Origin of the sequence: Streptomyces sp. NPDC006174 (genome assembly GCF_040614075.1) — a bacterium.
Taxonomy (GTDB): domain Bacteria; phylum Actinomycetota; class Actinomycetes; order Streptomycetales; family Streptomycetaceae; genus Streptomyces.
On sequence record NZ_JBEXTJ010000001.1, the window covers coordinates 705,686 to 720,502 of the forward strand.

The 14,817-nt window shown below is 71.5% G+C and carries 13 protein-coding genes; all 13 read left to right on the plus strand.

Translation table 11 applies throughout. The features are described from left to right. Nucleotides 1-145 precede the first annotated feature (145 nt). The 13 genes from ABZ267_RS03225 to ABZ267_RS03285 all read left to right on the plus strand — a co-directional run bounded on the left by ABZ267_RS03225 (nt 146) and on the right by ABZ267_RS03285 (nt 14,742). A complete protein-coding gene (locus tag ABZ267_RS03225) occupies nt 146-580 on the plus strand; it encodes a response regulator (RefSeq protein ID WP_356747988.1) in 435 nt (144 codons plus the stop codon). A gap of 214 nt (nt 581-794) precedes the next feature. Then, nucleotides 795-1,865, plus strand: coding sequence for an ArgS-related anticodon-binding protein NrtL (gene nrtL / locus ABZ267_RS03230; RefSeq protein WP_356747990.1), 1,071 nt, complete (start codon nt 795-797; stop codon nt 1,863-1,865). Between the two features lie 26 nt (nt 1,866-1,891). Further along, entirely contained in the window at nt 1,892-3,283 is a 1,392-nt protein-coding gene (lysA, locus tag ABZ267_RS03235) for a diaminopimelate decarboxylase (protein WP_356747991.1), read from the plus strand. Nucleotides 3,284-3,386: 103 nt separating this feature from the next. Further along, nucleotides 3,387-4,688 carry a homoserine dehydrogenase gene (locus tag ABZ267_RS03240; protein WP_356747993.1) on the plus strand — a complete coding sequence of 434 codons (1,302 nt, stop codon included), beginning with the start codon at nt 3,387-3,389 and terminating at the stop codon, nt 4,686-4,688. 7 nt (nt 4,689-4,695) lie between these two features. Further along, nucleotides 4,696-5,766 (plus strand): threonine synthase, encoded by a 1,071-nt coding sequence (thrC, locus tag ABZ267_RS03245; RefSeq protein ID WP_356747994.1) that lies wholly within the window; start codon nt 4,696-4,698, stop codon nt 5,764-5,766. A gap of 311 nt (nt 5,767-6,077) precedes the next feature. After that, nucleotides 6,078-6,995, plus strand: a complete 918-nt coding sequence (thrB, locus tag ABZ267_RS03250; RefSeq protein ID WP_356747996.1) for a homoserine kinase — start codon at nt 6,078-6,080, stop codon at nt 6,993-6,995. Between the two features lie 389 nt (nt 6,996-7,384). Continuing rightward, a complete protein-coding gene (gene rho, locus ABZ267_RS03255) occupies nt 7,385-9,436 on the plus strand; it encodes a transcription termination factor Rho (protein ID WP_356747998.1) in 2,052 nt (683 codons plus the stop codon). A 334-nt stretch (nt 9,437-9,770) separates the two neighbouring features. Further along, nucleotides 9,771-10,874, plus strand: a complete 1,104-nt coding sequence (locus ABZ267_RS03260) for an LCP family protein (protein WP_356748000.1) — start codon at nt 9,771-9,773, stop codon at nt 10,872-10,874. Between the two features lie 138 nt (nt 10,875-11,012). After that, nucleotides 11,013-11,237, plus strand: a complete 225-nt coding sequence (gene rpmE, locus ABZ267_RS03265) for a 50S ribosomal protein L31 (RefSeq protein ID WP_356748002.1) — start codon at nt 11,013-11,015, stop codon at nt 11,235-11,237. Between the two features lie 198 nt (nt 11,238-11,435). Continuing rightward, nucleotides 11,436-12,512, plus strand: a complete 1,077-nt coding sequence (gene prfA, locus ABZ267_RS03270; protein ID WP_356748004.1) for a peptide chain release factor 1 — start codon at nt 11,436-11,438, stop codon at nt 12,510-12,512. Nucleotides 12,513-12,558: 46 nt separating this feature from the next. Beyond that, the gene (gene prmC, locus ABZ267_RS03275; protein WP_356748006.1) at nt 12,559-13,404 is read left to right on the plus strand and encodes a peptide chain release factor N(5)-glutamine methyltransferase; all 846 of its coding nucleotides are present in this window, start codon (nt 12,559-12,561) and stop codon (nt 13,402-13,404) included. A gap of 52 nt (nt 13,405-13,456) precedes the next feature. Next, nucleotides 13,457-14,104 carry an L-threonylcarbamoyladenylate synthase gene (locus tag ABZ267_RS03280; RefSeq protein WP_356748009.1) on the plus strand — a complete coding sequence of 216 codons (648 nt, stop codon included), beginning with the start codon at nt 13,457-13,459 and terminating at the stop codon, nt 14,102-14,104. Next, nucleotides 14,101-14,742 (plus strand): protein-tyrosine-phosphatase, encoded by a 642-nt coding sequence (locus tag ABZ267_RS03285; protein ID WP_356748012.1) that lies wholly within the window; start codon nt 14,101-14,103, stop codon nt 14,740-14,742. The genes ABZ267_RS03280 and ABZ267_RS03285 overlap by 4 nt, the downstream gene beginning before the upstream one ends. Nucleotides 14,743-14,817: the final 75 nt, after the last annotated feature.

Genomic DNA, 14,817 nt, shown 5'->3' on the forward strand with positions numbered 1-14,817 from the left:
GGTGTTGCTCTGCGACGGGTGAAACACTACCAGCTCCCGAAGGGTCTCCGTGAACAGGTATTCCGTCGCGTCAGCCCGTCCCCCGTCCGGGGCGGAAGTGGTCAAACGCCGGACGCGGTCACCGGGGCCGACCTACTCTCGAAGGGTGTCAGGGGCGTACGGCCGCGTGCTTGTTGTCGACGACAACAAGGTCATCCGGCAGCTGATCAGGGTCAATCTCGAGCTGGAGGGCTTCGAGGTCGTGACCGCGGCCGATGGTGTCGAGTGCCTGGACATGGTCCACCGGATCCGTCCCGATGTGATCACCCTCGATGTCGTGATGCCGCGCCTCGGCGGCCTGGAGACCGCGTCCGGCCTGCGCTCCGACCCCCGGACCCGCCATCTGCCGATCGCCGTCATCAGCGCTTGCAGCCCGTACGAGGTGGAAGCGGGCGTCTCGGCCGGGGTCGACGCGTTCCTGGCGAAGCCGTTCGAGCCGAGCGAGCTGGTGCGGATGGTGCACCGGCTGGCCGCGGGGGAGGAGCGGCCGCCGGTCGACGGGCGGAGCGGCGCCGGACGGGCCGGTTCCACCACCGGCTGAGCTACGGGGCCTCCACCACCGGCTGAGGCGGGCGCGCGCCATCACCGCTGAACCGGCTTCGGCGCACGCGGACCACCACCGGCCGACCGGCCCGGCGCACGCAGACCACCACCGGCCGACCGACCCCCCCCCGGCACGCGGTGACGCGGGCCCACCTGACCGCATGGCGAAACCGGGTCGCGGAGTGCCCCTCCTCCTCCCATACGCTTGTCCCGTGACCCCCGCCGAGCTCTCCCGGACCGTGCTGCACGCCGTGCGCCGCGCGGTCGACGAGGATGCGCTGCGCGCCTCCGTGCCCGCGCGCGTGCGGGTGGAGAGGACCCGGCCCGGCGGCAGCGGCGACTACGCCTGTGCGGTCGCGCTCCAGCTCGCCGGGGACGCCGGGCTGCCGGCCCTGGAGGTCGCCCGCATCCTGCGCGAACGGGTCGCCGCCGAGCCCGGCATCGGGCGGGTCGAGGTCACCGGGCCCGGCTTCCTGAGCTTCACCCTGGATGCCCCGGCCACCGGCGATCGGGCCGTGCTCGACGCCGTACGGGAGCAGGGAAGCGCATACGGGCACGGGGACGCGCTCCGGGACGAGGAGGTCCGGCTCCATCACGCGCCCGAAGTGCGCGCGGCCGTCGCCGCCGATGCCGTACGCCGGCTCCTCGCCGCCCAAGGCGCCCGGGTCCGGGTCGGCTGCGAGGAGGGGCCGGGCGACGTCGAGTGGAGCCGCCTCGGTGTCACGGTGGATGCGTACGGGACGACTCCGGCCGCCGTCACCGTGATCCGGGCCATGCCCGCCCACGCCACCGCCGCCGAGCTGCTGGAACGACTCGGCGCGGACGCCGTCCGCTGGGGGCTGCTGCGGCCCGCCTCGCACGACCGCGCGCCGCTCGGCGACGACCTGCTCGTCCAAGGCCAGGCCAACCCGCTCTTCCGGGTCCGGTACGCCTACGCCAGGACCCGCGCCCTCACCCGCGGCGCCGCCGCCCTCGGGTTCACGTCCGCCCCCGATGCGGCTCCGTACGAAGACGCGGCTCGCCCGCTCCTCGTCCTCCTCGCCGACCACCCCGGCGTCCTCCTCGCCGCGGCCCGTCACCGTGCGCCCGACCGGGTCGCCCGGCAGCTGGAAGCCGTCGCGCACGCGTTCTTCGACTTCCACGACAGTTGTCCGCCGCTGCCCTCCGGCGACGAGAAACCCTCGGCCGCCCACCGCTCCCGGCTGGCTCTCGCCGAAGCCGCCGGGACGGTGCTGGCAGGCGGCCTGTCCCTGCTCGGTATCAGCGCGCCCGAACACCTCTGACGAAGACGAATCCGAGAGACCTCACCATGAGCCGCTCCGCACACCCCGCCGGTCCCCGTCACGCCGACGTCCTGACCGAGGGGCACTACTCCGCCCCCGCCGCCGACCTCAACGTCCTGGACGAGAAGGTCTGGTCCCGTACCGTCACCCGCGACGCGGACGGCGCCCTCACCGTCGGCGGGATCGCCGTCGCCCGGCTCGCCGAGGAGTTCGGGACCCCCGCCTACTTCCTCGACGAGAGTGACTTCCGCGCCCGCTGCCGAGCCTGGGCCGACGCCTTCGGGCCGGACGCCGATGTCTTCTACGCCGGCAAGGCCTTCCTCTCCCGCGCCGTCGTGCGCTGGCTCAAGGAGGAGGGGCTGAATCTCGATGTGTGCTCCGGCGGCGAGCTGACCACCGCGCTCGACGCCGGCATGCCCGCCGAGCGCATCGCCTTCCACGGCAACAACAAGACCGTCGCCGAGATCGAGCGGGCCGTCGCGGCCGGCGTCGGGCGCATCGTGCTCGACTCGTTCCAGGAGATCGTCCGCGTCGCCCACATCGCCCAGCGCCACGGCGTCCGCCAGCGCGTCCAGATCCGGGTCACCGTCGGCGTCGAGGCGCACACCCACGAGTTCATCGCCACCGCGCACGAGGACCAGAAGTTCGGCATCGCGCTCGCCGACGGCCAGGCCGCCGAAGCCGTGCGCCGGGCCCTCTCGCTCGACGGGCTCGAACTCATCGGCGTCCACTCGCACATCGGCTCGCAGATCTTCGACATGGCCGGCTTCGAGGTCTCCGCCCGGCGCGTCGTGCAGCTGCTCGCCGAGGTCCGCGACGAGCACGGCGTCGAGCTGCCCGAGATCGACCTCGGCGGCGGCCTCGGCATCGCGTACACCTCGGACGACGACCCTCGCGAGCCGCACGAGATCGCCAAGGCGCTCAGCGACATCGTCACCCGCGAGTGCGAGGCCGCGAAGCTGCGCACGCCGCGCATCTCCGTCGAGCCCGGCCGCGCCATCGTCGGCCCCACCGCGTTCACGCTGTACGAGGTCGGCACGATCAAGCCCCTCGAAGGGCTGCGTACGTATGTCAGTGTCGACGGCGGAATGTCGGACAATATTCGTACCGCGCTGTACGACGCCGAGTACAGCGTGGCGCTCGTCTCGCGCACCTCGGACGCCGTGCCGATGCTCGTCCGGGTCGTCGGCAAGCACTGCGAGAGCGGGGACATCGTGGTCAAGGACGCGTTCCTCCCGGCCGACCTGGCGCCCGGAGACCTGATCGCGGTCCCCGCCACCGGCGCGTACTGCCGCTCGATGGCGAGCAACTACAACCACGCCCTGCGCCCTCCGGTCGTCGCCGTCCGGGACGGTGAGGCGCGCGTCATCGTCCGGCGCGAGACGGAGGAAGATCTCCTGCGTCTCGATGTCGGCTGATGAAATAGTCATCTCAGGATCCGGACGGGGGTCAGAAACGCCCGTCCGGTGAGTGAGACTGGTCCACACATGAGCAGGGTCCAGGTATGAGAAACGAGGTCGGATGATGCGTACGCGTCCGCTGAAGGTGGCGCTGCTGGGCTGTGGAGTGGTCGGCTCAGAGGTGGCGCGCATCATGACGACGCACGCCGACGACCTCACGGCGCGCATCGGCGCACCCGTGGAACTCGTCGGCGTCGCCGTCCGCCGCCCCGCGAAGGTGCGCGAGGGCATCGACCCCGCACTGGTCACCACCGACGCCACCGCGCTCGTGCAGCGTGGCGACATCGACGTCGTGATCGAGGTCATCGGCGGCATCGAGCCGGCCCGTACGCTCATCACCACCGCCTTCGAGAACGGCGCGAGCGTCGTCTCCGCCAACAAGGCGCTGCTCGCCGAGGACGGCGCGGCCCTGCACGCCGCCGCCGAGAAGTACGGCCGTGATCTGTACTACGAGGCCGCCGTCGCGGGTGCCATCCCGCTGGTACGGCCGCTGCGCGAGTCGCTCGCCGGCGACAAGGTCAACCGGGTGCTCGGCATCGTCAACGGCACGACCAACTTCATCCTCGACAAGATGGACACCAGCGGCGCCGGCTACTCCGAGGCGCTCGACGAGGCCACCGCCCTCGGGTACGCCGAGGCCGACCCGACCGCCGACGTCGAGGGCTTCGACGCCGCCGCCAAGGCCGCGATCCTCGCCGGGATCGCCTTCCACACCCGCGTGAAGATCGGTGACGTGCACCGCGAGGGCATCACCGAGGTCACCGCCGCCGACATCGCCTCCGCCCGCCGCATGGGCTGCACGGTCAAGCTCCTCGCCATCTGCGAGCGCGCCGCCGACGGCCGGTCCGTCACCGCCCGCGTCCACCCGGCGATGATCCCGCTCAGCCACCCGCTGGCCTCCGTCCGCGAGGCGTACAACGCGGTGTTCATCGAGGCCGAGGCGGCCGGACAGCTGATGTTCTACGGCCCCGGCGCCGGCGGCTCGCCGACCGCGTCAGCGGTCCTCGGCGACCTGGTCGCGGTCTGCCGCAACAAACTGGGCGAGGCCACCGGACCCGGTGAGTCCGCCTACACGCGCCTGCCGGTCAGCCCCATGGGCGAGGTCGTCACGCGCTACCACATCAGCCTCGACGTGGCCGACAAGCCGGGTGTACTCGCCCAGGTGGCAACGGTCTTCGCCGAGCAGGGCGTATCGATCGATACCGTCCGCCAGCAAGGACGTCCAGACGGAGGCGGCGAGGCGTCCCTCGTCGTCGTCACCCACCGCGCGCCCGACGCCGCCCTCTCCGGGACCGTCGAAGCGCTGCGCAAGCTCGACACCGTGCGCGGTGTCGCCAGCATCATGCGTGTTGAAGGGGAGTGAAGGACCCATGACCAGCAAGGGCACCCACCAGTGGCGCGGCATCATCGAGGAGTACCGGGACCGGCTTCCGGTCACGGCCACGACGCCGGTCGTCACGCTTCGTGAGGGCGGTACGCCGCTCGTTCCGGCGCAGGTCCTCTCCGAGCGCACGGGCTGCGAGGTGCACCTCAAGGTCGAGGGCGCCAACCCCACCGGTTCGTTCAAGGACCGAGGCATGACCATGGCCATCACCCGGGCCAAGGAGGAAGGCGCGAAGGCCGTCATCTGCGCCTCCACCGGCAACACCTCGGCCTCCGCCGCCGCGTACGCGGTGCGCGCCGGGATGGTCTGCGCCGTCCTCGTACCGCAGGGCAAGATCGCGCTCGGCAAGATGGGCCAGGCGCTCGTCCACGGCGCCAAGATCCTCCAGGTCGACGGCAACTTCGACGACTGCCTGACGCTGGCCCGCTCGCTCTCGGACAACTACCCGGTGGCGCTGGTCAATTCGGTCAACCCGGTCCGTATCGAGGGCCAGAAGACCGCCGCGTTCGAGATCGTCGACGCGCTCGGCGACGCTCCCGACATCCACGTCCTGCCGGTCGGCAACGCGGGCAACATCACCGCGTACTGGAAGGGGTACGGCGAGTACGCCGGCGACGGCGTCGCCACGCACACCCCGCGCATGTGGGGCTTCCAGGCCTCCGGTTCGGCGCCCATCGTGCGCGGCGAGGTCGTCAAGGACCCGTCCACCATCGCCACCGCGATCCGCATCGGCAACCCGGCCTCCTGGGACTTCGCGCTGGCCGCGCGGGACGAGTCGGGCGGCTTCATCGACGAGGTGACGGACCGCCAGATCCTGTCCGCCTACCGGCTGTTGGCCTCGCAGGAAGGGGTCTTCGTGGAACCCGCGTCGGCCGCGTCGGTCGCCGGTCTGCTCAAGGCGGCCGAGGAGGGCAAGGTCGACCCGGGCCAGCGCATCGTCTGCACGGTCACCGGCAACGGCCTCAAGGACCCGGACTGGGCCGTCGCGGGCGCACCGCAGCCGGTCACCGTACCGGTCGACGCGGCCACCGCCGCACAGAAGCTCGGCCTCGTCTGACCTGAGGCCCGGAGCCGGGGTCAACACGAGACAACCCAGCTCAACCGCCCACTTATCGGGGCGGAGAGCGCATAGGAGGCGGGCGACACGCATCGTGCGCCTCCTGTGCGCCCTATGTCGCGACAGAACCTTCCTTCGATAAGCTGTACCCCATCCGCCCGACATCCGCCCGACGGCTCTGTCGCGGCGCGATCGCCGTCGTGACGGCGCGTACGGGCCGGGCCACCGGCCCCATCCCCGTACATCCATCCCCACCGCCGCAGATCCACCGCACCGCAATCCCCGCCGCCTTACAAGGAGTCGTCCAGCCGATGGCCGGTCCCGCGTTCCGAGCCGCCGCCGTCAGGGTGCGCGTCCCCGCAACCAGTGCCAATCTGGGTCCGGGTTTCGACGCCCTCGGCCTCTCGCTGGGGCTGTACGACGACGTCGTCGTCCGGGTCGCCGACTCCGGGCTCCACATCGACATCGCGGGTGAGGGCGGTGAGACGCTGCCCCGGGACGAGAGCCACCTGCTCGTACGCTCGATGCGCACCGCCTTCGACCTGCTCGGCGGCCAGCCCCGCGGCCTGGAGATCGTCTGCGCCAACCGGATCCCGCACGGCCGTGGCCTCGGCTCCTCCTCCGCCGCCATCTGCGCCGGAATCGTCGCCGCCCGCGCCGTCACGACCGGCGGCGACGCCCGGCTCGACGACGAGGCCCTGCTGGAGCTGGCCACCGAGATCGAGGGCCACCCCGACAACGTCGCGGCCTGTCTGCTCGGCGGGTTCACCCTCGCGTGGATGGACGGCGGAGCGGCCCGCGCGATCCGGATGGACCCCGCGGAGTCCGTCGTTCCGGTGGTCTTCGTGCCCGGCCGGCCCGTGCTCACCGAGACGGCGCGCGGCCTGCTCCCGCGCACCGTCCCGCACGTCGACGCGGCCCTCAACGCGGGCCGCGCGGCTCTGCTCGTCGAGGCGCTGACCCGGCGTCCCGAGTTCCTGCTCGCCGCCACCGAGGACCGGATCCACCAGGAGTACCGGGGCCCCGCGATGCCCGAGAGCGTCGAGCTGGTGCACCGGCTGCGCGCCGACGGCGTGCCCGCGGTCATCTCCGGCGCGGGCCCCACGGTGCTCGCGCTGGCGGAGGAGGGTTCCGCCGACAAGGTCGCCCGGCTGGCGGGCGAGGGCTGGGCCGCCAACCGGCTCGCGCTCGACGCCACGGGCGCCACCGTGCTGCCACTGGCCGCGTAACCGCAGGTGATTACCGGTGGCCGAGAGGGGGAATGTTTGTTGGAGCCGGTAGTGTTAACCTCAAGTCTGCAACCGACGTCTTTGAGGCGCGTTGCTTCGTGTCCCCCTCCGGGACCACCATTCTTCCGGGAGCCTCCCCAACTGCCTGAGCAGCCTGCCTGAGCAGTTTCGAGCACGCTCCGGAACCGGCACGACACCCCTCGCTCGTCCAGGAGTGGGCCGAGCAGGGGGATCTCGCGCCGGACCCCGCACGTTCATCTCTCCGCCGTACCCGGCGGACCACCGCCCCGGCAAGGTCCGCGATCCAGCAAGATCAACAGACCGCAGTCGGACAGCACAACCGGTCGCCGAGCCAGAAGGCCGACGTCCGCTCCAGGGAAGGACCCTTCGTGAGCGACACCACCGATCTGATGGGCGTGACTGCCGACAAGAACGTCGACAGCGCCGCGCCCGCCGAAGGTGCTGCCTCTGGCACCACCGCACGGCGCCGCCGCTCCGGCACCGGCCTCGACGGCATGGTCCTGGCCGAGCTGCAGCAGGTCGCGTCCGGCCTCGGCATCAGGGGTACCGCGCGGATGCGCAAGAGCCAGCTGATCGAGGTCATCAAGGAGGCGCAGGCCGGCGGCGGATCCGCCGCTCCCAAGGCCTCCTCCAAGGCCGCCGAGGCCCCCGCCGAGACGGCGGAGAGCAAGCCCAAGCGGCGTGCCACCTCCAAGGCGCGCACCGGGGACGAGGCCGCCGCCGCCGAGAAGGCGGCCCAGCAGCAGATCGACATCCCCGGCCAGCCGGCCAGCGACGAGCAGCCCACGGGCGAGCGCCGTCGCCGCCGCGCCACCGCGCAGGCGGGCAGCCCCGACACCAAGACCGAGGCGAAGGCCGAGGTCACGGCGGAGCCGCAGGCCGAACAGAAGACCGAGGAGCGCGCCGAGCCCAAGGGCGACGCGAAGGCCGAGGCCGCCGCCGACACCGCCGAGGGCCGCCGTGGCGACCGCCAGGGCCGTGGTGACCGCGAGCGCGGTGACCGGGGCGAGCGCGGTGAGCGCCGTGAGCGCCAGCGTGACCGCCGGGGCAAGGGCGACGACCAGGGCCAGCAGGGCGGCGGCGGACAGCGTCCGCAGCGCCAGGGGCAGAGCCAGGGCGGTCAGGGCGGTCAGGGCCAGCAGAACCGTGACAACGGTCCGCAGGACGACTTCGACGACGAGGCGGGCGGCCGCCGCGGCCGCCGCGGCCGCTACCGCGACCGCCGTGGCCGCCGTGGCCGCGACGACTTCGCCGGCGATGTGCAGGTGGCCGACGACGACGTCCTGATCCCGGTCGCGGGCATCCTGGACATCCTCGACAACTACGCGTTCATCCGGACCTCCGGCTACCTGCCGGGCCCGAACGACGTGTACGTCTCGCTCGCCCAGGTCCGTAAGAACGGCCTGCGCAAGGGTGACCACGTCACCGGTGCGGTGCGCCAGCCCAAGGACGGCGAGCGGCGCGAGAAGTTCAACGCGCTGGTCCGCCTCGACTCGGTCAACGGCATGGCGCCGGAGTCCGGCCGCGGCCGTCCCGAGTTCCAGAAGCTGACGCCGCTCTACCCGCAGGACCGGCTCCGTCTGGAGACCGACTCCAACATCCTGACGACGCGGATCATCGACCTGGTGGCCCCGATCGGCAAGGGGCAGCGCGGCCTCATCGTGGCCCCGCCGAAGACCGGTAAGACCATGATCCTGCAGGCCATCGCCAACGCGATCACGGTCAACAGCCCCGAGTGCCACCTGATGGTCGTCCTGGTCGACGAGCGTCCGGAAGAGGTCACCGACATGCAGCGGTCGGTGAAGGGCGAGGTCATCTCCTCGACCTTCGACCGTCCCGCCGAGGACCACACCACCGTCGCCGAGCTGGCCATCGAGCGCGCCAAGCGCCTCGTGGAGCTGGGTCACGACGTGGTCGTCCTGCTCGACTCGATCACCCGTCTGGGCCGCGCGTACAACCTCGCGGCGCCCGCCTCCGGCCGCATCCTCTCCGGTGGTGTCGACTCGACCGCGCTGTACCCGCCGAAGCGCTTCTTCGGTGCGGCGCGCAACATCGAGGACGGCGGCTCGCTGACCATCCTGGCCACCGCGCTCGTCGAGACCGGCTCGCGCATGGACGAGGTGATCTTCGAGGAGTTCAAGGGCACCGGCAACATGGAGCTCAAGCTCGACCGGAAGCTCTCGGACAAGCGCATCTTCCCGGCGGTCGACGTGGACGCGTCCTCCACCCGCAAGGAAGAGATCCTGCTCGGCACCGACGAGCTGGCGGTCGTCTGGAAGCTGCGTCGGGTGCTGCACGCGCTCGACCAGCAGCAGGCGATCGAGCTCCTCCTGGACCGGATGAAGAAGACCCAGTCCAACGCGGAGTTCCTGCTCCAGATCCAGAAGACGACGCCGGGCAGCGGAAACGGCAACGACTGACGCAGCCACGGCAGTTGACGCGCTGGGCCCCCGGCACCACGGTGCCGGGGGCCCAGCGCGTTTCCTGAGAGCGTCGCCCGAGACCTTTGCCACACGCCGACTCTTGGCGCGACGCCTCCGCCGATACGTGCCAGGACCACGAAACCGCAGGTGAACACCGCACCGCGAGCCGCCGTCCGGCCTCCGCGCGCTCTTCGCCGTTCACCGGGGCCACACAGGGCCCTGTGCAACCCTTCTTGCTGCTTCGCCGTCTGATCAAGAGATGACAAACCCTCCTGGAACCGTCACGGCCCGGGGGTGAGGAGCAGGTGGAGCGCCGTAACGAGGGAGACGCGTGAGCGAGCAGAAGAAAGCCCCGGGGCGGATACGCGGCACCGGCACCCGCCGGAAGAAGCCCTCCCGCCGGCACCGGACGAAGGCCGTCGCGGCCTGGACGGTGGCGGGCGTGGTGGTCGTCGGCGGTGCCGGGCTCGGATACGCGTACGTCACGCTCGACGGCAACCTCTCCAGCATCGACATCGACGCCAAGCTCGGCGACGACCGGCCCGACGACGTGGACGACGGCTCGCAGGACATCCTGGTGCTGGGCTCGGACTCGCGCTCCGGCGACAACGGCAAGTACGGCGCCGACGAGGGCGCCGCCCGCTCGGACACGGCGATGGTCCTGCACGTCGACAAGGGCCACAAGTCGGCGAGCGTCGTCTCGATACCGCGCGACACCCTGATCGAACGCCCCTCCTGCGCCGGCGACACCACCGACGAGACGGTCCCCGCCGAGCGCCGGGCCATGTTCAACACGGCGTACGAGGTCGGCGGACCGGCCTGCGCGGTGAAGACCGTCGAATCGATGTCCGGCATCCGCATGGACCATTACGTCGAGGTCGACTTCACCGGCTTCGAGAAGCTCATCGACGAGCTCGGCGGCGTCGAGATCACCACCAGGACCGCCATCAACGACTCCAAGAGCCACCTCGACCTGGAGCCCGGCACCCACACCCTGGACGGCGAGGAGTCCCTCGGCCTCGTCCGTACCCGCAAGAGCGTCGGCGACGGCAGCGACCTCGGCCGGATCCAGCTCCAGCAGGCGTTCATCAAGGCGCTGATGGAGCAGGCGAAGAGCGTCGGCGTGTTCTCCAGCCCGCAGAAGCTGTTCGGCCTCGCGGACGCCGCCACCAAGGCGCTCACCACCGACTCCGGCCTCGGCTCGGTCAAGAAGCTCACCGGCTTCGCCGGCGGCCTCAAGGGACTCGGCGCGGAGAACGTGCACATGGTGACCCTGCCGGTGGAGTACGACCCGGCCGACCCGAACCGGGTCCTTCCGCAGGAGGAGGCCGGCAAGCAGGTGTGGGCGGCGCTGAAGCAGGACCGGCCGATTCCGGCCTCCGCCACGCAGAAGTCCGCCGGGGACAAGGGAGACGCCGGACAGGTGGTGCGCTGAGGCCTCCGGGGAATACCTGCGGCCCGCCCCCGGTTTTGGGAGATACGGCCGGTCCTGGCAGACTGGTACGTCGGCCCCGGTTCACGGCCGCGCAATCCGCGCGGACGACCCGGCGCCCTCCCGAAACTAGGAGACACCTTGAAGCGCGAGATCCACCCCGAGTACGTCGAGACGCAGGTCAGCTGCACCTGCGGTGCGTCGTTCACCACCCGGAGCACCATCGACAACGGCACCATCCGTGCCGACGTCTGCTCCGAGTGCCACCCGTTCTACACGGGCAAGCAGAAGATCCTCGACACCGGCGGCCGCGTGGCCCGCTTCGAGGCCCGCTTCGGCAAGGCTGCCGGCTCCGCCAGCAAGTAGCGAGCCACTGCGCCGGTTCCTGGCGCCCTCTTCCCGGGGGCGTCGGAACCGGCGTTTTTTCCGGTCGGGTGTCCGAGGGAGGCCCTCGGTCGTCCGTGGAGAGCCCCTCCGCCGTACGGGAGAGCTCTTCCGGACACCCACCGGGCAGTCACGCACTCCAGCAGGCCCGCAGATTTCAGACCAACCAGGAGCCCCCGAATGTTCGAGGCGGTCGAGGAACTGATCGGTGAACACGCCGGTCTTGAGAAGAAGCTCGCCGACCCGTCGGTCCACGCCGACCAGGCCAACGCGCGCAAGCTGAACAAGCGCTACGCGGAGCTGACCCCGATCGTCTCCACGTACCGGACCTGGAAGCAGACCGGCGAGGACATCGAGACCGCCCGCGAGTACGCCGCGGACGACCCCGACTTCGCCGCCGAGGTCAAGGAGCTGGAGAAGGAGCGCGAAGAGCTCACCGAGAAGCTCCGCCTCCTCCTCGTCCCGCGCGACCCCAGCGACGACAAGGACGTGCTCCTGGAGATCAAAGCGGGCGCGGGCGGCGACGAGTCGGCCCTGTTCGCCGGCGACCTCCTGCGCATGTACCTGCGCTACGCCGAGCGCATCGGCTGGAAGACCGAGATCATCGACTCCACCGAGTCCGAGCTCGGCGGCTACAAGGACGTCCAGGTCGCGGTCAAGACCAAGGGCGGCAACGGCGCCACCGAGCCCGGCCAGGGCGTCTGGGCCCGGATGAAGTACGAAGGCGGCGTGCACCGCGTGCAGCGCGTGCCCTCCACCGAGTCCCAGGGCCGCATCCACACCTCCGCCGCGGGCGTGCTCGTCACCCCGGAGGCCGAGGAGGTCGACGTCGAGATCCACGCCAACGACCTCCGTATCGACGTCTACCGCTCCTCCGGCCCCGGCGGCCAGTCCGTCAACACGACCGACTCCGCCGTCCGCATCACGCACCTGCCGACCGGCGTGGTCGCCTCCTGCCAGAACGAGAAGAGCCAGCTCCAGAACAAGGAGCAGGCCATGCGCATCCTGCGCTCCCGGCTCCTCGCCGCCGCTCAGGAGGCCGCCGAGCAGGAGGCCTCCGACGTGCGCCGCAGCCAGGTCCGTACGGTCGACCGCTCCGAGAAGATCCGTACGTACAACTTCCCGGAAAACCGCATCTCGGACCACCGCGTCGGCTTCAAGGCGTACAACTTGGACCAGGTGCTCGACGGAGAGCTGGACGCCGTCATCCAGGCTTGCGTCGACGCCGACTCCGCCGCCAAGCTCGCCAACGCGTAAGCGACCCGCCCGCCCCGCACACCCGTAAACCGTACGGAGAACCGCGATGAACCTGCTGCTCGCCGAGGTGGCCCAGGCCACCCAGCGGCTGGCCGACGCCGGTGTCCCCTCACCGCGATTCGACGCCGAGGAACTCGCGGCCTACGTCCACGGCGTGAAGCGGGGCGAGCTGCACGCCGTGCCCGACACCGACTTCGACGCCCGGTACTGGGAGACGATCGCCCGCCGCGAGGCCCGCGAACCGCTCCAGCACATCACCGGCCGCGCCTTCTTCCGCTACCTGGAGCTCCAGGTCGGACCCGGCGTCTTCGTGCCCCGCCCGGAGACCGAGTCGGTCGTCGGCTGGGCCATAGACGCCGTCCGCGCGATGGACGTCGTCGAGCCCGTCGTCGTCGACCTGTGCACCGGCTCCGGCGCCATCGCGCTCGCCATGGCGCAGGAGGTCCCGCGCTCGCGCGTACACGCCGTGGAGCTCTCCGAGGACGCCCTCAGGTGGACCCGGAAGAACGCCGAGGGGTCCAGGGTCACCGTCCACAAGGGAGACGCGCTGAGCGCCCTTCCCGAGCTCGACGGCCAAGTCGACCTGGTGATCTCCAACCCGCCGTACATCCCGCTCACCGAATGGGAGTACGTCGCTCCCGAGGCCCGCGACCACGACCCGGAGATGGCCCTCTTCTCCGGCGAGGACGGCCTCGACACCATCCGAGGCATCGAGCGCACCGCCCACCGCCTGCTCCGCCCCGGCGGCCTCGTCGTCATCGAGCACGCCGACACCCAGGGCGGCCAGGTGCCGTGGATCTTCACCGAGGAGCGGGGCTGGGCCGACGCGGCCGACCACCCCGACCTCAACAAGCGGCCCCGCTTCGCCACCGCCCGCAAGGCCATGCCGTGACCGGCCCCCGGCTCCACACCCCGTACCCGTACACGCTCGAGGAGGCCGGCTGATGGCACGGCGATACGACTGCAACGACGCCACCGACCGGACCACGGGGCTGCGCGAGGCCGCCTCCGCGATCCGCCGCGGCGAACTGGTCGTGCTGCCCACCGACACCGTCTACGGGATCGGTGCGGACGCCTTCAGCTCCGAAGGCGTCGCCGACCTCCTGGACGCCAAGGGCCGCGGCCGCAACATGCCCACGCCCGTCCTCATCGGCTCCCCGAACACCCTGCACGGCCTCGTCACCGACTTCTCCGAGCAGGCCTGGGAGCTGGTCGACGCCTTCTGGCCCGGCGCGCTGACCCTGGTCGCCAAGCACCAGCCCTCGCTCCAGTGGGACCTCGGCGACACCCGCGGCACGGTCGCCATCCGGATGCCGCTGCACCCGGTCGCCATCGAGCTGCTCACCGAGGTCGGCCCGATGGCCGTCTCCAGCGCCAACCTCACCGGACACCCCTCGCCCGAGGACTGCGACGCGGCCCAGGGCATGCTCGGCGACTCCGTCTCCGTCTACCTCGACGGCGGCCCGACGCCCGGCATCGTGCCGTCCTCCATCGTCGACGTCACCGGCACGGTCCCGGTCCTTCTACGGGCCGGCGCGCTCTCCGTCGAGGAGCTGCGCAAGGTGGTCCCCGACCTCGAGGTGGCCAATTGACCGCGCCCGAGGGGCGTGGCATAGCGGGGCGGACCGACACCTTCCGCATCCTCCACGTCAGCACCGGCAACGTCTGCCGCTCGCCGATCACCGAGCGGCTGACCCGCCATGCCCTGATGGACCGCCTCGGCGACCCGCTCAGCGGCGGCCTGATCGTGGAGAGCGCGGGCACCTGGGGCCATGAGGGCGCGCCGATGGAGGCCAACGCCGAGGTGGTCCTCGCCGACTTCGGCGCCGACGCCACCGGGTTCGTCGGCCGCGAGCTGCTCGACGAGCACGTGATCCGCGCCGACCTGGTCCTCACCGCCACCCGCGACCACCGCGCCCAGGTCATCTCCATGGGCCACTCCGCGGGCCTGCGCACCTTCACGCTCAAGGAGTTCACCCGGCTGGTCCGCGCGATAGACCCGGCCACGCTGCCCGACCCGCTCGACGAAGGCGTCGTCGAGCGCGCCCGCGCCCTGGTCCGCGCCGCCGCCGCGCTGCGCGGCTGGCTGCTGGCCCCGACCGCCGAGGCGGACGAGGTCTACGACCCGTACGGCGCGCCCATCACCTTCTTCCGCTCCATCGGCGACGAGATCAACCAGGCGCTCGACCCGGTGGTCACGGCGCTCACCGGCGTACGCGCCCCGCTCTGACGGACGTACGCGCGCCGTACCGCGCGCCGGTGCGCCGACCGCCGTACGCACTCCTCCTCGTACGCCGGTGCGCCG